Origin of the sequence: Roseospira marina (assembly GCF_014197855.1) — a bacterium.
Lineage (GTDB): Bacteria > Pseudomonadota > Alphaproteobacteria > Rhodospirillales > Rhodospirillaceae > Rhodospira > Rhodospira marina.
On sequence record NZ_JACIGJ010000001.1, the window covers coordinates 520306 to 537100 of the forward strand.

General features: G+C 66.4%; 17 protein-coding genes. 16 read left to right on the forward strand and 1 reads right to left on the reverse strand.

Annotated elements, in window-relative coordinates:
• Position 1 precedes the first annotated feature (1 nt).
• The 8 genes from GGD82_RS02460 to GGD82_RS02495 all read left to right on the forward strand — a co-directional run bounded on the left by GGD82_RS02460 (position 2) and on the right by GGD82_RS02495 (position 7499).
• Positions 2–991 (forward strand): calcium/sodium antiporter, encoded by a 990-nt coding sequence (locus GGD82_RS02460; RefSeq protein ID WP_246163654.1) that lies wholly within the window; start codon positions 2–4, stop codon positions 989–991.
• 36 nt (positions 992–1027) lie between these two features.
• Positions 1028–1822: an SDR family oxidoreductase gene (locus GGD82_RS02465; protein WP_150060358.1), complete on the forward strand. Its 795-nt coding sequence runs from the start codon at positions 1028–1030 to the stop codon at positions 1820–1822.
• A 129-nt stretch (positions 1823–1951) separates the two neighbouring features.
• The gene (folB, locus tag GGD82_RS02470; protein WP_150060357.1) at positions 1952–2377 is read left to right on the forward strand and encodes a dihydroneopterin aldolase; all 426 of its coding nucleotides are present in this window, start codon (positions 1952–1954) and stop codon (positions 2375–2377) included.
• Positions 2378–2985: 608 nt separating this feature from the next.
• On the forward strand, positions 2986–4875 hold the full coding sequence (uvrC, locus tag GGD82_RS02475) for an excinuclease ABC subunit UvrC (RefSeq protein WP_150060356.1): 1890 nt from the start codon (positions 2986–2988) through the stop codon (positions 4873–4875).
• Between the two features lie 44 nt (positions 4876–4919).
• Positions 4920–5474: a CDP-diacylglycerol--glycerol-3-phosphate 3-phosphatidyltransferase gene (pgsA, locus tag GGD82_RS02480; RefSeq protein WP_150060355.1), complete on the forward strand. Its 555-nt coding sequence runs from the start codon at positions 4920–4922 to the stop codon at positions 5472–5474.
• A gap of 37 nt (positions 5475–5511) precedes the next feature.
• Positions 5512–6768: a molybdopterin molybdotransferase MoeA gene (locus GGD82_RS02485; protein ID WP_150060354.1), complete on the forward strand. Its 1257-nt coding sequence runs from the start codon at positions 5512–5514 to the stop codon at positions 6766–6768.
• Complete coding sequence (gene moaD / locus GGD82_RS02490; RefSeq protein ID WP_150060353.1) at positions 6765–7019, forward strand: molybdopterin converting factor subunit 1; 255 nt, start codon at positions 6765–6767, stop codon at positions 7017–7019. The genes GGD82_RS02485 and moaD overlap by 4 nt, the downstream gene beginning before the upstream one ends.
• 3 nt (positions 7020–7022) lie before the next feature.
• Positions 7023–7499: a molybdenum cofactor biosynthesis protein MoaE gene (locus GGD82_RS02495; protein WP_150060352.1), complete on the forward strand. Its 477-nt coding sequence runs from the start codon at positions 7023–7025 to the stop codon at positions 7497–7499.
• A 28-nt stretch (positions 7500–7527) separates the two neighbouring features.
• Here the strand turns inward: GGD82_RS02495 and folD are convergent, their stop codons facing one another.
• Positions 7528–8409: a bifunctional methylenetetrahydrofolate dehydrogenase/methenyltetrahydrofolate cyclohydrolase FolD gene (gene folD / locus GGD82_RS02500; protein ID WP_150060351.1), complete on the reverse strand. Its 882-nt coding sequence runs from the start codon at positions 8407–8409 to the stop codon at positions 7528–7530.
• Positions 8410–8601: 192 nt separating this feature from the next.
• Between folD and GGD82_RS02505 the strand changes: the two genes are divergently transcribed.
• The 8 genes from GGD82_RS02505 (at position 8602) to panC (ending at position 16770) form a co-directional block, all read left to right on the forward strand.
• Entirely contained in the window at positions 8602–9261 is a 660-nt protein-coding gene (locus GGD82_RS02505; protein ID WP_150060350.1) for a helix-turn-helix domain-containing protein, read from the forward strand.
• A gap of 277 nt (positions 9262–9538) precedes the next feature.
• Positions 9539–9832, forward strand: a complete 294-nt coding sequence (locus tag GGD82_RS02510; RefSeq protein ID WP_184013220.1) for a helix-turn-helix domain-containing protein — start codon at positions 9539–9541, stop codon at positions 9830–9832.
• A gap of 160 nt (positions 9833–9992) precedes the next feature.
• Positions 9993–11300: a type III glutamate--ammonia ligase gene (gene glnT / locus GGD82_RS02515; RefSeq protein WP_150060348.1), complete on the forward strand. Its 1308-nt coding sequence runs from the start codon at positions 9993–9995 to the stop codon at positions 11298–11300.
• A 192-nt stretch (positions 11301–11492) separates the two neighbouring features.
• Positions 11493–12362, forward strand: coding sequence for a formyltetrahydrofolate deformylase (purU, locus tag GGD82_RS02520; RefSeq protein ID WP_150060347.1), 870 nt, complete (start codon positions 11493–11495; stop codon positions 12360–12362).
• 412 nt (positions 12363–12774) lie between these two features.
• Complete coding sequence (locus GGD82_RS02525) at positions 12775–13113, forward strand: P-II family nitrogen regulator (RefSeq protein ID WP_150060346.1); 339 nt, start codon at positions 12775–12777, stop codon at positions 13111–13113.
• 12 nt (positions 13114–13125) lie between these two features.
• Entirely contained in the window at positions 13126–14487 is a 1362-nt protein-coding gene (amtB, locus tag GGD82_RS02530; RefSeq protein WP_150060345.1) for an ammonium transporter AmtB, read from the forward strand.
• Positions 14488–15022: 535 nt separating this feature from the next.
• Positions 15023–15856, forward strand: a complete 834-nt coding sequence (gene panB, locus GGD82_RS02535) for a 3-methyl-2-oxobutanoate hydroxymethyltransferase (RefSeq protein WP_150060344.1) — start codon at positions 15023–15025, stop codon at positions 15854–15856.
• Complete coding sequence (panC, locus tag GGD82_RS02540; RefSeq protein ID WP_150060343.1) at positions 15853–16770, forward strand: pantoate--beta-alanine ligase; 918 nt, start codon at positions 15853–15855, stop codon at positions 16768–16770. The genes panB and panC overlap by 4 nt, the downstream gene beginning before the upstream one ends.
• The last annotated feature ends 25 nt before the right edge of the window (positions 16771–16795 follow it).

The following is a 16795-nucleotide window of genomic DNA, read 5'->3' on the forward strand; positions in this document are numbered from 1 at the left end:
GGTGCTGCTGTCCATCGCCCTCCTGATCGCCGGCATTGCTCTTCTGCCGCTCGGCTCCAACACGCTGGTCAGCGGCGCGGTTGCGATGTCCGAACGCCTGGGTGTGTCTCCTTTGTTGGTGGCCCTCACCGTGGTCGCTTTCGGAACGTCGCTGCCGGAGTTGGTGGTGTGCCTCCAGGCTGCCCTGACCAACGCCCCCGGCATTGCGGTCGGTAACGTGGTCGGTTCGAACATCGCCAACATCCTGCTGATCCTCGGCGCGGCCGCGATCCTGAAGCCGATTGCCTGCGATCCCCGCACGGGGGTGCAGGACGGATTGGTGATGATTGCGGCCACCGTCCTGTTCGGGGCGCTTGCGCTGGGCGGCGTCATTCCGCGCTGGCACGGCCTGATCATGCTGGGTTTGCTGGCGGCCTATGTCGTGTTCGCGTACCGGCGGGAGGCCGCCGGACCGCATCCGGGCGACACCCACCTAACCGAGGTCGAGGAGTTCGAGGGCCTGAAAAACCGGTCCTGGGCCGTCATCATCGGCGCCATCCTCCTTGGGCTTGTGGGGGTGATCGCCGGGGCCAACCTTCTGGTGACCGGCGCGGTCGACATCGCGCGCAGCCTGGGTGTGTCGGAGGAGGTCATCGGCCTGACGATGGTCGCTCTGGGAACGTCGTTGCCGGAGTTGGCGGTGGCCGTGGCCGCCGCCATGAAGGGGCAGTCCGACATGGCGCTCGGCAATGTCGTCGGGTCCAACATCTTCAACATCCTCGCCATCCTGGGGGCGACCGCCGTGGTCGTGCCGGTTGTGATCCCCGACCAGATTCTCCATTTCGACCTCTGGGCCATGGCCGCCGTTTCCATCCTGCTGATCCCCATCATGCTGACCGGCCGGCGGATCGGGCGGGTCGAGGCCGGCCTGTTTCTGCTCGCCTATGGCGGCTACACGACCATCCAGTACCTGGGCGTGGAACACATCCTGGGACGCCTCGCCGGGGCTTGAACCCGGCCGCCGCCCCGCGCCTAACATGGAGACCTGATGACTCTCGATCGTCCCGACACCATTCCTCCGTTCGCTCTCGTCACTGGCGCCGGACGGCGCATCGGACGTGCCCTGGCCGAGGAGATGGCGGCTGCGGGTTGTGCCGTCGCTCTGCACTATCGCGAAGCGGCCGATGAGGTCGCGGAGACCCAGGCCTTGATTGAGGACGCCGGCGGTCGCGCCGTCGCCGTACGTGCTGACCTGTCCGTGGAGGCCGAGACCACCGATCTTGTGGTCCGCGCCGCCGATGCGTTGGGCGGGGCCATCGGCGTGCTGGTCAACAATGCGTCGGCATTCGACTACGACCGCTGGGATTCGGCTACGAGAGCGTCCTGGGACCATCACCTGGAGCCGAACCTGCGGGCGCCCTTCGTGCTGACGCAAGCCATGGCGCGCGGATTGCCGGAGGGAGCCGAGGGGCTGGTGCTCAATATGATCGACCAGCGGGTCTGGAACCTGACGCCCCACTTCGTGAGCTACACGGTCAGCAAGGCCGGGCTCTGGACCCTGACGCAGACCCTCGCCTTGGCCCTGGCGCCACGGGTGCGGGTCAACGCCATCGGGCCGGGTCCCGCCCTGCCGAGTCCCCGGCAGAGCCAGGCTCAGTTCGATGCGCAGTGCGCGGCCATGCCTTTGCAGCGGGGGACCTCGGTCGCCGAGATCCGGCAGGCCGCCCGGTTTATCCTTGCGGCCCGGTCCATGACTGGGCAAATGATAGCACTTGATGGCGGTCAGCATCTGGCCTGGGCCTGGTCCGCCAACGGCGGGCTGGCCGATCCGCCCGAGGAGTGACCCGCTGGCATCCCCTGAGCACGGAGAGAGAGCCCTTGGGACCGCCGGATCCATCACCGGATCCCGGCGCCTTGCCCTCCCGTCCCGCCTCAGGCCCCCTTCCCTCCGTTCGGCATGGGTGGTGCGTTCATGAGCCCTCGCTCCAAGCTGTACACCTCGCCCCCCGTGGCTCCCATGGCCGATGCCGAGAACCGGCTCCGTCATGTGTTTGTTCGTGACTTGGTGCTGCACGCCAGGATCGGGGTATACGACCACGAGAAGGTCGGGCACCAGCGCATCCGCCTGAACCTGGATTTGTCGGTCCGCGAGAGCGCTGGCGATCTCGGCGATCGCCTGGAAAACGTCGTGTGCTACGAAACGGTCCTGAACCGGGTTCGAGCGCTGGCGCTGGAGGGGCACGTCAATCTGGTCGAAACGCTTGCGGAGCGAATCGCCGACGCATGCCTCGAGGACTCTCGGGTTCGCCGCGCACAGGTTCGAGTTGAGAAGCTGGATGTGTTCCCGGACGCCGAGAGTGTCGGCGTCACGATCGAGCGCCTCAATCCATTTGGATAGCGAAACGAGGAACGCCTGGCAGTTCGAAACCATACAGCGGCGGCTAGCGTGCGTTGCGCGTATTTTTTGCGCCGCTCTGTCTTGGTTCGCCAGCGGGCTTTATTGCGGTTCCGAGTCGACAAAAGCCTCAGAAACACTATGGCCTTTTATTACACGGCGAGTTGTGCACAGGCGCCGTCGCACGACGGGGCTGACTCCGACGGGCCGCCAAGGCAGATTGCCCAGAGTACGAGTCCGCCCCTATATTTTTTTAATCGTTTCATTCCAGGGGGTTACAAAGAATGCTCATTCCTTGGGCACGGACGTCAAACGCCCGGAATCCCTAGGAGTCGGGCAGGAGGGTCACAGTTGCTCCACACAGTTATCCACAGGTTTCGTGGATACAATCAGGCTTGTCACGGGGCGCGTCATGCCGGATGGGTGCGATTCGGTCACAGAAGTGTCGCCAATCTGTTACAAAGCCTTTCGGACTGCCCCATCCCGGGCACAGGGCCCTTCCCGAGACGCATCGTTCCGATGCCCGTCTCGTTCGAACGGATTAAGCCGTCGGATTGATTAGCCAAACCTGCATCGTTCGACGGCGCATACCCATACGTGAGTTCCGGTTAATGACACGGCCCGATGTTCCCTCTCCGTTCACGCCCCCAGAGCCCCCCGCGGCAACGGGTGTTTCGGTGATCGCCGCAACCGTTCGGACGCTGCCGAACGCCCCGGGCGTCTATCGCATGCTCGATCAGGCGGGAGATGCCCTTTATGTGGGCAAGGCGCGGAACCTCAAAAAGCGGGTGGTGACTTACACACACCCGGAGCGTCTGCCGATCCGGCTGCGTCGCATGATCGACGCAACTGTCCACATGGAGGTCGTAACGACCCATACGGAAGCGGAGGCGCTGCTTCTTGAAAGCAATCTCATCAAGAAGCTGAAGCCGCGCTACAACATCCTCCTGCGCGACGATAAGTCATTCCCCTACATCCTCATCGCGGAAGATCACGCTTGGCCTCGGGTGCTCAAGCATCGCGGGCCGCGGACACGCCCCGGCCGCTATCACGGGCCCTACGCCTCGGCGAGCGCCGTCAACCGCACGCTGGTGGCGTTGCAGAAGGCCTTTCTGCTGCGGTCCTGCTCCGACAACGTGTTCGCCAGCCGCACCCGCCCCTGCCTGCTGTTCCAGATCAAGCGGTGCTCGGCCCCCTGCGTGGAGCGGATCAGCCGCGAGGACTATGACGCCCTGGTGGGGCAGGCACGGGCGTTCCTGGAGGGTCGCAGCCAGGACATGCAGCGCGACCTCGCGGCCCGCATGGAAGAGGCCAGCGCCCGCCTCGCGTTCGAGGAAGCGGCCATCTACCGGGACCGCATCCGTGCCCTGACCAGCGTGCAGTCGCACCAGGACATCGCCCTGCCCGGAGTCGGCGAGGCCGACGTGATCGCCCTGCATCAGGCCGGCGGGCAAACCTGCATCCAGGTGTTCTTTTTCCGGGCCGGCAACAACCACGGCAACCGCGCCTACTACCCCAGCCATGCCAAGGACGACGAGTCCGGCGCGGTGCTGGAGGCGTTCCTCGGGCAGTTCTATGCCCGTCAGATGCCACCGGGCCTCGTGCTGCTGAGCGAGCCGATTCCGAACCCGGAGCTGGTGGCCGAGGCGCTCTCGATCCGGGCAGACCATAAGGTAAAGCTTCACCTGCCCCAACGCGGCGAGCGGCGTAAGGTGGTCGACCACGCCCTGACCAACGCACGCGAGGCCCTCGCCCGCCGGCTGGCGGAGACATCGGCCCAACAGACCCTGCTGGAGGGGCTGGGGGAGATTCTCGGCCTGGACGCCCCCCCCGAGCGGATCGAGGTCTACGACAACTCCCACATCTCCGGCACCAACCCGATCGGTGGGATGATCGTCGCCGGTCCCGAGGGATTTCAGAAAACCTCGTACCGCAAATTCAACATCCGCCATGCCGACGCCACCGCCGACGACTACGCCATGATGCGGGAGGTCATGGAGCGCCGGTTCGCCCGCGCGCTGAAGGAAGACCCCGATCGCACGCGCGGCCAGTGGCCGGACCTGGTGCTGATCGACGGCGGTCAAGGCCAACTGTCCGCCGCCGCCGGAGTGCTGGAGAACCTGGGAATCGAGGATGTCCCCCTGGTCGGGATCGCCAAGGGGCCGGACCGGGACGCCGGGCGCGAGCGGTTCTTTCTGCGCGACCGGCCGTCCTTTCTGTTGCCGCCGAACCACCCCGTTCTGTACTTCGTCCAACGTCTGAGGGACGAGGCGCATCGCTTTGCCGTGGCAGGCCATCAGGCCCGCCGCAAGAAGGCGGCCGCCGCCAATCCCCTGGACGCGATCCCGGGCATCGGCGCGGCGCGTAAGAAGGCGCTCATGCACCATTTCGGCTCGGCCAAGGCGGTCTCTCAGGCCGGCCTCGCCGACCTTGAGGCGGTCGACGGCGTCAGCGCCGGGCTGGCCCGTAAAATCTATGAACGGTTCCACGGAACCGAGTGATCCGGTAAGAGTTCCTGCGACACACTGCGCCGACGGGATCCTCCATGCTCCATGCCCTGCCCAACGCCATGACCCTCGCTCGGATCGCGCTGATCCCGGTGATCGTCGCCACCTTCTACATCCCCGGACCCGAAGCCCGCTGGGTGGCCGCCGGTCTGTTCGTCATCGCCGCGGTCACCGACTACCTCGATGGCTGGCTGGCGCGGAAGCTTCAGGTGGTGTCCGATTTCGGGCGGTTCCTCGACCCCATTGCGGACAAGCTGCTGGTGGCCGCCATCCTGGTGATGCTGGCCGGCTTCGACCGGCTGTCGGACGTGGCCCTGGTGGCGGCGGTGGTGATCCTGTTTCGGGAGATCCTGGTCTCCGGCCTGCGGGAGTTCCTGGCCGGACGGTCCATCGGCATGCCGGTCACCATGCTCGCGAAGTGGAAGACCACCGCGCAGCTCGTCGCCCTGCCGCTGCTGCTGGTGGGCGATGCGGCCACCCTCGGCGGCCTTCCGCTGGACTGGCCCGGCGAGCTGCTGTTGTGGGTGGCCGCCCTTCTGACCGCCCAAACCGGGTATATTTATCTGCGCCAGGGTTTGGCCCATATGCGTTGACCCCACATACAGTGATGGCCGTAACCCGGGAGCCATTGTGACGACCTCGACGACCGATTGTTTCGCCATCGGCGACCGCCTGCTGTCCCTGGACGAGGCCCTCGCCGCGATCCCCGAGCGCGTCACGCCCGCCGTGGCGGTCGAGCGCGTCCCCTTACGCGCCGCCGCCGGCCGCGTTCTGGCGGCCGACCTGATTGCCACTGTGACGCATCCGGCCGAAGACACGTCTGCCATGGACGGCTATGCCGTGCGGCACAGCGATCTGTCCCCGACCGAGCCCGTCACCCTGCCCGTCACGGCGCGGGTCGCGGCTGGGCATCCGCTCGGCCGGCCGCTGGCCTCGGGGGAGGCTGCTCGCATCTTCACCGGTGGTGTGATGCCGGCGGGCGCGGACACCGTCATCATGCAGGAGGACGTCACCGATACCGGCGACGGCCGGGCCACGCTGCCGGCGGGCGTACCCCTGCGCCGCCATGTGCGCGCGGCGGGCGGTGACTTCCGCACCGGCACCACGGTCATGACGGCCGGCCGGCGGCTGACGCCTTTGGATATCGCGCTCGCGGCTGCGGCCGGGCACCCCTTCGTTCCCGTGTGCGAGCGTGTGCGGATCGGCGTGTTCTCGACCGGCGACGAGGTGTTCGAGCCCGGCGCCGCCCTGCCCCCGGGCGGACTCTATGACGGCAACCGCTACGGCTTGATGGCGCTGGCGGAGGCTCTGGGGGCCGAGGTGACCGACCTGGGGCACCTGCCCGACGACCTGGACCGCATCACGGCGGCGCTGGGCGGGGCGGCGGATGAGCACCACCTGCTGCTGACCTCCGGCGGGGTGTCCGTCGGCGGCGAGGATCATGTGCGGGACGCGGTGGAGGCGCTGGGTGTGCTGCACTTCTGGCGGCTGGCGATCAAGCCCGGCAAGCCGGCGGCCCTGGGCCAGATTCGCGACGCCGCCTTTGCCGGGTTGCCCGGGAACCCCGTCTCCGCACTGGTCACATTTCTGCTCATCGTCCGGCCCCTGGTGCAGCGGCTGGGCGGTCAGACGGTGACGCCGCCGCTGCGCTATCCCCTTCCCGCCGGGTTCCACCACACCAAGGCCGGACATCGCCGGGAGTTCCTGCGGGCCTGGATCGAGACCGGGCCGGAGGGTCCGGTCCTGCGCACGGCAGCGTCCCAAGACAGCGCAATGGTCCGGTCGATGAGCGCGGCCGGCGGCCTGGTGGACGTGCCGGAAGATCACCGCGCCATCGAACCGGGTGATCTCGTGGACTACCTGCCCTTTGCCGAGGTCATGTCATGAAGGTGCTGTATTTCGCGTGGTTGCGGGACTTCATCGGCACCGGGGAGGAAACTCTGGACGCTCTCCCCCCGCAGATCACGACCGTCTGTGACCTGATGGGCTGGCTGAGCGGGCGCGGGCCGGCATACGCCCGGGCGTTCGCAGACCCGGCCCTCGTCCGCTGCGCCGTCGACCAGGATTTCGCCGGCCTCGACGTCGAAGTGACCGGGGCGCGCGAGGTGGCCTTCTTTCCGCCGGTGACGGGAGGCTAGGCTGTGATCCGCGTGCAGCAGACGGTGTTCGACGTCGGCGCCGAAATCGCCGCGTTCACACAGGGCACGGGCCGCGTCGGTGGGGTGGCGACGTTTACCGGGTTGGTTCGCGATTACCTGGGGGAGGTTCCGGACGGTGCGCCGCCGGTCCGCGCGCTGACGCTGGAGCACTACCCAGGCATGACCGAGCGTCAGCTTGAACGGATCGAAGCCGAGGCCCGCCGCCGCTGGGATCTCGCCGACGTTCTGGTGATCCATCGGTTCGGGCGCATGGCGCCGGGCGAGCCCATCGTGCTGGTCTGCACCACCTCGGCCCACCGAACCGCCGCGCTGGAAAGCTGTCAGTTCCTCATCGACTGGCTCAAGACCCGGGCGCCGTTCTGGAAACGCGAAGAGACCCCATCCGGCGACCACTGGGTCGAGGCAAGGGCCGACGACGACGATGCCAGCGCCCGCTGGGACGACGTGCCCGACCGCTAAGCCCAGCACGCTCGAACCGACGAGGAGCTCAACCGCGCGAGATACCGTTCGCGCGGCACGCGGCCTCAACCGTGTTGTCGAGCAAGCAGGCGATGGTCATCGGCCCCACGCCGCCCGGAACCGGGGTGATCGCCCCGGCCACCTCTTTCGCCGCCTCGAAGTCCACGTCGCCGACCAGCTTGCCCTTGTCCGCACCGGGCTCGGGCGGCAGGCGGTTGATGCCCACGTCGATCACGGTCGCGCCCGGCTTGATCCAATCCGCTCCGATCATGCGGGGCCGTCCCACGGCGGCCACCAGGATATCGGCGGACCGGCAGACCGCCGGCAGGTCCCGCGTGCGCGAATGCGCCACCGTCACGGTGCAGTTTGCGGCCAGCAGAAGCTGCGCCATCGGCTTGCCCATCAGGTTGGACCGCCCCACGACCACGGCATTGGCCCCCGACAGATCGCCCAGACGATCCCGCAGCATCATCATGCAGCCAGAAGGTGTGCACGGCACTAGGGCCGGCACACCGGACGCCAGATTGCCGGCGTTGATCGGGTGCAGACCGTCCACGTCCTTCGCCGGATCGATGGCCAGGACCACCGCCTGCGCATCCAGTCCCGCCGGCAGCGGAAGCTGCACCAGGATGCCGTGTACGGTCGGTTCCGCGTTGAGGGTGCGGATCAGGGCCAGAAGGTCGTCCTGGGCCGTCTCGGCCGGCAGTCTATGAGCGATCGATACCATACCCGCCTCGGCCGCCATCCGCTCCTTGCTGCGGACGTAGACCTGGCTGGCCGGGTCCTCCCCCACCAGAACGACCGACAATCCCGGAACGAGACCGCGCCCTGCCAGTCCCGCGACTTCCTCGGCGAGACGCGCCCGTAATGCGGCGGCGAAGGCTTTTCCATCGATGAGGGTAGCGGTCATAAAAGAGTCTCTCCAGGTCGTACGGTGCGGGTCATGGCCTCACGGAGCGCCACGGGGCGCCGCGACCTTACGCGTTCAGGATCGACGACAAAAGCACTTTCCTGACAGGAAACGAAACCTAGAGAAACCAATCTCAAACTGATAACATTCTTTGAATGCGGTTAAATCCCTCCCACCAGACAGGATCCGGATATGGCGCGCTCCCCGTCCTCCACATCGCAACGTGAGCCGGACGACACCGACCGTCAGGATCCGCACGCCGTGGGCGGGGCGCCGGAAAACTCGCTGGAGTTTGCGATCGGGCGTCAGGTGCGGGAGTTCCGTACCCGCATGGAAATGACGGTCGTGGACCTCGCCAAGCATGCTGGCTTATCGGCCGGGATGCTGTCCAAGATCGAAAACGGGCAGACCTCGCCGTCCCTGGCCACCCTATACCGGCTGTCGGTCGCCCTGAATGTTCCGGTCACAGCCTTTTTCCGGAAGTTCGAGGAGCAACGCGACGCCACCCATGTCCGCGCCGGTCAAGGGCTGACCATTGAGCGACGCGGTACCCGGGCGGGCCACCAGTATCAGCTCCTCGGCCACACCGTGGGCAAGCCGATCATCATGGAACCCTACCTCGTGACCCTGACCGAAGAGTCCGAGGTGTTCCCGCTCTTCCAGCACACGGGCTTGGAGTTCATCTATGTGTTGGAGGGAGCGGTCGGGTATCGCCACGGCAACAAGCTGTACGACCTGGAGCCCGGCGATTCCCTGTTCTTCGACGCCGACGCGCCGCATGGACCCGAGGACCTGCGGCGCCTGCCGCTTCGCCTGCTGTCGGTGATCGTGTATCCCCGCCACGAGTCGTAACCGGATCGAAGGACCGGGCTGGTGCCGTGCGTCGCAAGACGGCCGGCGGTTCTCTGCGCCGGAACCTCGCATCCGACGAATGGTTTCGTCGCCCCGCCGGCGCTCCCCAAGAGACACCCCGGAATTGGAGATCCCCCCGCCAGCGCGTCGCGGAACGGGCATCGAGGCCGGACACGGACCCTCGCCCCGTGGTTTCGCGAGCGACAGGCGATCACCGTCCCGTTACATTTCACGGCACGTCCTCGCGCGGAAAGCACCACGGCGTGGAGATCGCCCGTTGCCGTCGCATATGCTCGATTTAAACCAGTTGGTTCGGTCGCACATGGGTGTGACCCTCGCCCGGTTGCGCGGGGAGCGTGGCCTGCGCTTGGACGAGATTGCCGCGGCAAGTGGGTTGGACGCGTGCTTTCTGCGCGCGGTGGAAGCCGGCGACGTCCTGCTGGACGATGCGGCACGAACCCGGTTGGCCGATACCCTGGGGGTCGACCCGGACTGTTTCTACGACGGCTTCATGGACTCCCTGCGCTCCGGCCTTTGGCCCACGCTGCAGGATGCGCTAAGTCGGACCTGACCCGGCACAAGCATTCCCCACAGGAAAGTTTATTTCCCTCGGATTGATCCCGCATCGGGAACACCATACAGTGATCCGATCAAAATCCGGGCGCTTGGCTGTACTTGCCTATTAAATGAGCACATGCCAGCGCTCCCGTCGACCCAGGGGGCCACAGGGCATGACCACCGATCTGTCTCGCGTCGCCAAGGAGCGCGGCATTCGCTACTTCCTCGTCAGCTACGTCGATCTGTTTGGCGCCTTGCGGGCCAAGCTGGTGCCGGCCGCCGCGATCGGCGGCATGCAGGTCAGCGGTGCCGGGTTCGCCGGCTTCGCGACCCACCTGGACCTGACCCCGGCCCACCCGGACATGTTCGCCGTTCCCGATCCCGACAGCCTGATCCAACTTCCCTGGAAGCCGGACGTCGGCTGGGTCGCCTCCGACCTCGTGATGGAGGATCAGCCGGTCGACCAAGGGCCGCGGCAGGTGCTCAAGGCCCAGGTTGCGCGCGCCGAATCCCTCGGCTACCGCATGAAGACCGGCGTCGAGTGCGAGTATTTTCTGCTGACGCCCGATGGCAGCGCGGTCGCCGATACGGCCGACACCCAGGCCAAACCCTGCTACGATCAGTCCGCGCTGATGCGCCAGTACGACTTGATCGCGGAAATCTGCGATGCCATGGGGGCGCTCGGCTGGGGGCCGTATCAGAACGACCACGAGGACGCCAACGGCCAGTTCGAGATGAACTGGGACTATAACGACTGCCTGCTGACCGCCGACCGCCACGTCTTCTTCAAGTACATGGTCCGCACGCTGGCCGAAGCCCGGGGCATGCGCGCGACGTTCATGCCGAAGCCGTTCAACCACCTGACCGGCAACGGCTGCCATATGCACGTCTCAATGTGGACGCCGGATGGGACCACCAACCTCTTCCACGACGACGACGGCGAGATGGGGCTGTCGGATCTGGCCTACACCTTCCTGGGCGGGGTGATGCACTCGGCGGACGCGCTGTGCGCCCTCTTCAATCCGACCGTCAACAGCTACAAGCGCATCAACGCGCCGATAACCGCCTCGGGGGCTACCTGGGCCCCCAACACAGTGACCTACTCGGGCAACAACCGAACCCACATGGTGCGCATCCCAGAGGCGGGCCGGTTCGAGTTCCGTTTGATGGACGGAGCCACGAACCCGTATCTGGCGCAGGCTGGCGTTCTGGCCGCCGGCCTGGACGGCATCGCCAACGGGCGGGATCCGGGCGAACGCCTGGACATCAACATGTACGAGGATGGCCACACCCTGCACGACGTCAAGAAGCTGCCCCTGAACCTGCTGGACGCGCTGCGCCTGCTGGACCGCAGCGCGATCCTGCGGTCGTCACTCGGGGACTCGTTCGTCGATGCGTTCTTGAGGCTCAAGATGAAAGAGTGGAATGCGTTCATGAGCCATGCCAGTTCGTGGGAGCGCGCTCACACCCTGGACATTTAGATCCGCGTCGAACTCCGCCGCCGGCGCGGTTCTCCGCTCATCTGGCGCGGTTCTCCTTTCGCGCGGCGGGGCGGTGCGGTACAGGACAGTCTGACCGCAGTTCTCCCGGGCGTCGTGTCGGGCCGCGCCACATCTCACGGCCCGTTCGCGGCCATCCCATTCGCTCGCCCCCTCGATCAGAGAGCGCCCCGCATGAATGCCGATCCCACCGTACCCTACCTGTTGACCGTTCAGTGCCCCGACGGGCTTGGTGTGCAGGCCGCCGTCATGGGGTTCCTCGCCGGACACCAGTGCTTCATCACCGAATCCCACAGTTACGGTGACCCGCAGACAGGCCGCTTTTTCATGCGCTGCGTGTTCCGCGCAGGGCATCCGAACATGCCCGACATCGAAACCATGCGCGGCCATTTCCAGACTGTGGCGACCAACTTCGGCATGGAGTGGGCGCTGGTCGACGCCAGCCGGCCGCCGCGGGTGCTGATCGCCGTCTCGCGCTTCGGTCACTGCATGAACGATCTGCTGAACCGGTGGAAGTCCAGGCAGCTCCACATCCAAATCCCGGCGGTCGTCTCCAATCATGAGGACCTGCGCGATCTCGCCGAATGGCACGGGATCCCGTTTTATCATCTGCCGGTGACCAAGGAGACCAAGGCCGATCAGGAACGGCAGATCCTCGACCTGATCGAGACCAACGAGATCGATCTGGTCGTCCTGGCGCGATACATGCAAGTGTTGTCTCAGGATATGAGCGCCGCCTTGAGTGGCCGTTGCATAAACATTCATCACTCCTTCCTGCCCAGCTTCAAGGGCGCCCGCCCCTATCAGCAGGCCCACGAAAAAGGCGTCAAACTCATCGGCGCGACCGCCCACTACGTCACCGAGAACCTGGACGAAGGCCCGATCATCGAACAGGAGGTGATGCGCGTGGATCACACACACACGGGCGAAGCGCTGGTGCGCATGGGCCGCGACGTCGAAACCGTCGTCCTCGCACGCGCGGTCCGCTGGCATTGCGAGCGTCGCGTCTTCATGAACAACCGGAAAACGGTTGTGTTCAAGTAGCACCGGAGCCCAGAGCCTACGATCCGACTGTATAACGCTAACGATGCGGCCCGCTCCTCGCGATGGGGCGGGCCGCATCGCGTTTCGGAGCGCGGCCCGGCCCCGTGCTCTGGCGGACGTGGGCCGGGGTTGAGGCAGCGGCATCCCCCGTGCGGCAGCGCACAGAATTTATGCACTGCGAACGCGCAGTGGCCCTTTTTTTGGCCAGGATTTTGCCGCTGGTTTGTCAGAATTCCGAAACGCATTGCCCGACGGCTCTCCAACCTCTTGAAAAGGCGCGAAACTGTCACGTGACTTGACGGTTGGCACGGCGCTTGATTACCCACGAACCACGACGTTAGCGGGCCCTACTACCATGAGGGGCAAGGGCCGCGTTGGCGCAAAACCAGACGTTCCACTGGGGGTACAGGCAATGAAGTTGATCATGGCGATCATCAAGCCCTTCAAGCTTGACGAGGTCCGCGAGGCTCTCGGCGCGCTTGAGATCCAGGGGCTGACGGTCTCCGAGGTCAAAGGCTTCGGACGACAGAAGGGCCAGACCGAGATCTATCGGGGCGCCGAATACCAGGTGAATTTTCTGCCGAAGGTGAAGATCGAAATCGTCGTCCCGGCTGACATGGTCGAGCGCGTGATCGAAGCCATCACCACCGCCGCCCGCACCGACAAGATCGGCGACGGCAAGGTGTTCGTGATGGATGTCGAGAAGGCCGTGCGCATCCGGACCGGCGAAACCGACGCAGACGCCCTGTAGGAGGACCGATTGATGATTCGCAGCAAGACGCAGGTTGCGCTCGCCGCGCTGGGCGGTTTGGCCGCCGTCGCCATGGCCGGGCCGGCCCTGGCTCAGGAGGCGGCCGAGGCCGCCATGCCCGCCGTTTCGGGCGAAACCGTGTACATCTTCAACACCCTGTCGTTCATGCTTCATGGCTTCCTGGTCATGTTCATGGCGGCCGGTTTCGGCATGCTGGAAGGTGGTCTGGTCCGATCCAAGAACACCACCATGCAGATGCTGAAGAACATCGCCATCTATTCCATTGGCGGTCTGATGTTCTGGGTCATCGGCTACAACCTGATGTACAACGATGTCGCCAGCACCGGCGGGCTGTTCGGCATTCCGGGCCCCTGGGGGGCGGACGATCCGCTCACGGCGGACGGTGCGTTCACGGGTGACGGCGGCTACGCCGGGGCCTCCGACTGGTTCTTCCAGATGGTGTTCGTCGCCACTGCGGCCTCCATCGTGTCCGGCACGCTGGCCGAGCGCATCAAGCTGTGGCCCTTCATGATCTTCGTGGTAGTCCTGACCGGGGTCATTTACCCGATCCAGGGGGCTTGGCAGTGGGGCGGTGGCTGGCTGTCCGAGGCCGGTTTCAGCGACTTCGCCGGTTCGAGCATCGTGCACTCGACGGGCGGCTGGGCCGCGCTGTCCGGCGCCATTCTGCTCGGCGCCCGCATCGGTAAGTTCGGCCCAGATGGCAAGGTGAACCCGATGCCGGGCGCCAACCTTCCGTTGGCGACCCTCGGCACCTTCATCCTGTGGCTGGGCTGGTTCGGCTTCAATGGCGGCTCGCAGCTCGCTATGGGCAGCGCGGCCGACGTCACGGCGATTTCCACCATCTACGTCAACACCAACCTCGCCGCCGCCGCCGGTGTCACGATCGCGATGATCATGACCCAGGCGATGTACGGCAAGGTCGACCTGACCATGGCGTTGAACGGCGCGCTTGCCGGCTTGGTCTCCATCACGGCCGAGCCTCTGACTCCGTCGCCGATCATGGCCATCCTGATCGGGGGCATCGGCGGGGTGCTGGTGGTCATCGCCGTGCCGCTGCTGGACAAGCTGAAGATCGACGACGTGGTCGGCGCCATCCCGGTCCACCTGGTGTGTGGCATCTGGGGCACCATGGCGGTTCCGCTGACCAACAGCGACACCAACTTCGGCTCCCAGGCGTTGGGCGTGGTGTCGATCGGGGCCTTTGTGTTCGTCGTAAGCTTTGTCATCTGGAGCATTCTGAAGATGACCATGGGCATCCGGGTGTCCGAAGAGGAAGAAGCGATCGGTCTGGACAAGGCGGAACTGGGCCTTGAGGCCTACCCCGAGTTCGGTCGCGGTTCGCAGGCGATCTAATCGGGACCGGCCTTGGTCCCCGTATCGTGGGGATCAAGGCCTCGGGCCGCCTGAAACGACAGCGTTCGTCTGTCGCCGGGCAGGCCACGGTCCACAGAGTTTCGGTTCGGCGGGCCCACGGCCCGGGTCCACCGGATCGAGCCCCGCGCCGTCGGGCGCGTTCCTCCCTCCACTTGCCCGGGGCATCCGCCCCGGGATTTTTTTGTCCCTTGTGGAAAGGCACGAGGGGCCACCGGGCATAGGCGCGCCGCGGAGTCTGTTCCGCCGCAAACCGTGAGACGGTCGCACGTCCAGTCTTGACGGCGGCGGCTATCCGCTTCCATAAGCATTAAGGCCGTACGATACCAGGGGGCCCCGAGGATGGGTGGTCTTGGTCGTGCGGTTTTTTGCGTTCGTGGGGTGACCTGTGATCCCAGGACGCCGAGCACCCGTTCGGTCGGGATGCCGCCGCTGGACGCCACGGCGCCCGGCCCGGGCTACGCGGGCCATTGCGAACCATGCCCGCGTTCCGCCGAATGATCGACAGGAGCCGACGATGAGTGCCGTCCGTCCCGTCGCACAGTCCCGCCGGACCGTGCGTGACATTCAGGCCCGCAAGGGGGGCGACCCGGTGGTCTGCCTGACCGCGTACACCACCCCCACCGCACGCCTGCTCGACCCGCATGTCGACCTGCTTCTGGTCGGCGATTCCCTCGGCATGGTGCTGTATGGCATGCCCACCACCGTGGGCGTCACGCTCGATATGATGATCGCGCATGGTCAGGCCGTGATGCGGGGTTCGGACCGCGCCCTGGTGGTCGTCGACATGCCGTTCGCCACGGCGCAGGAAAGCCCGGCCGTGGCGTTCCGCAACGCGGCCCGGGTGCTGGCGGAAACCGGAGCGCCGGCCGTTAAGATCGAGGGTGGCCGGGAAATGGCGGACACCGTGGCGTTTCTTGTGGCCCGCGGCATCCCGGTGATGGGACATGTCGGGTTGCGGCCGCAGATGGTGCATGCGATGGGCGGGTTCCGCGCGCAAGGCCGCGACGAGGCCGGCGCGGAGGCCCTGCTGGAGGACGCCCAGGCGATCGCCGACGCGGGAGCCTTCGCCATCGTGGTCGAGGGTACGATGGTGGACGTGGCTGATCGCGTCACACAGACCGTTCCAGTCCCGACGATCGGGATCGGGGCCTCGGCCGCCTGCGACGGTCAGGTGCTGGTCGCGGAGGACATGCTCGGCCTGTTCACCGACTTCACGCCGCGCTTCGTGCGCAAGTATGCCGATCTGGCCGGGGCGACCGATGCCGCCGTTGCCGCGTATGCGGCCGACGTCCGGGCGCGCCGCTTCCCGGCGCCGGAACACACCTTCCAACGCAAAGTGTCGACGTGAGCGTGTCCGAACTCCGGCAGAGCGACGCCCTGCCCGTGCTGCGCGATGTTGCGGACCTGCGACGGACCGTGGCGGATTGGCGGACGCAGGGGCTGCGGGTCGGCCTCGTCCCGACCATGGGCGCGTTGCACGCCGGTCACCTGTCGTTGGTGCGCACCGCCTTGGAACGCGCAGATCGGGTCATCGCCACGATTTTCGTCAACCCAACCCAGTTCGGCCCGGGCGAAGACTTCTCGACCTATCCCCGGCAGGAAGCCGAGGACGCGGCCCGGCTGGCCGAGGTCGGGTGCCGCGCGGTGTACGCGCCGGACGCGGAGTCCATGTATCCAGCGGGATTCGCGACCCGCGTGACGGTGGAGGGTGTCTCCAAGGGTCTGTGCGGCGACCACCGCCCGGGCCACTTCGAGGGCGTGGCCACGGTGGTCACGAAACTGCTGCTGCGCGCGCTGCCCGATATGGCCGTGTTCGGCGAAAAAGACTACCAGCAGCTCCAGGTCATACGGCGGCTGGTGACGGATCTCGATATCCCGGTGGAGATCGTTGGCGGGGCGACGGTCCGCGCCGAGGACGGCTTGGCCCTCTCCTCGCGCAACGCCTACCTGACCGAGGCCGAACGCACGATCGCCCCGGCGCTGTTCCGCGTGCTGAGCGAAACGGCGGCCACGCTGGCCACGGGCGCTCCAGCCGCACCGCAGTTGGCCGACGCTCGCGCGCGCCTGACAGCGGCGGGGTTCGCGATCGTTGAGTACCTGGACCTGCGGGACCCCGAGACCCTGGCTCCCCTCCCCGCCCTTCCCTCGACGGGCGTAGGCCGGCTGCTTGCCGCCGTGCGGCTTGGCTCCACCCGGCTGATCGACAATGTGCCGGTCATCCGATCGGGTCCGGGCGCGCAACCGACCGACCGGGGGGTTTAGGGCTCGACCACGGCCGCGACGCAGC

Excerpts from the sequence above, each read along its gene's own strand:
- GGD82_RS02465 (WP_150060358.1), top strand. The coding sequence starts at position 1,028 with ATGACTCTCGATCGTCCCGACACCATTCCTCCGTTCGCTCTCGTCACT.
- panB (WP_150060344.1), top strand. The coding sequence starts at position 15,023 with ATGAGTGCCGTCCGTCCCGTCGCACAGTCCCGCCGGACCGTGCGTGAC.
- pgsA (WP_150060355.1), top strand. The coding sequence starts at position 4,920 with ATGCTCCATGCCCTGCCCAACGCCATGACCCTCGCTCGGATCGCGCTG.
- GGD82_RS02525 (WP_150060346.1), top strand. The coding sequence starts at position 12,775 with ATGAAGTTGATCATGGCGATCATCAAGCCCTTCAAGCTTGACGAGGTC.
- folB (WP_150060357.1), top strand. The coding sequence starts at position 1,952 with ATGAGCCCTCGCTCCAAGCTGTACACCTCGCCCCCCGTGGCTCCCATG.
- moaD (WP_150060353.1), top strand. The coding sequence starts at position 6,765 with ATGAAGGTGCTGTATTTCGCGTGGTTGCGGGACTTCATCGGCACCGGG.
- amtB (WP_150060345.1), top strand. The coding sequence starts at position 13,126 with ATGATTCGCAGCAAGACGCAGGTTGCGCTCGCCGCGCTGGGCGGTTTG.
- GGD82_RS02505 (WP_150060350.1), top strand. The coding sequence starts at position 8,602 with ATGGCGCGCTCCCCGTCCTCCACATCGCAACGTGAGCCGGACGACACC.
- folD (WP_150060351.1), bottom strand. The coding sequence starts at position 8,409 with ATGACCGCTACCCTCATCGATGGAAAAGCCTTCGCCGCCGCATTACGG.
- glnT (WP_150060348.1), top strand. The coding sequence starts at position 9,993 with ATGACCACCGATCTGTCTCGCGTCGCCAAGGAGCGCGGCATTCGCTAC.
- uvrC (WP_150060356.1), top strand. The coding sequence starts at position 2,986 with ATGACACGGCCCGATGTTCCCTCTCCGTTCACGCCCCCAGAGCCCCCC.
- purU (WP_150060347.1), top strand. The coding sequence starts at position 11,493 with ATGAATGCCGATCCCACCGTACCCTACCTGTTGACCGTTCAGTGCCCC.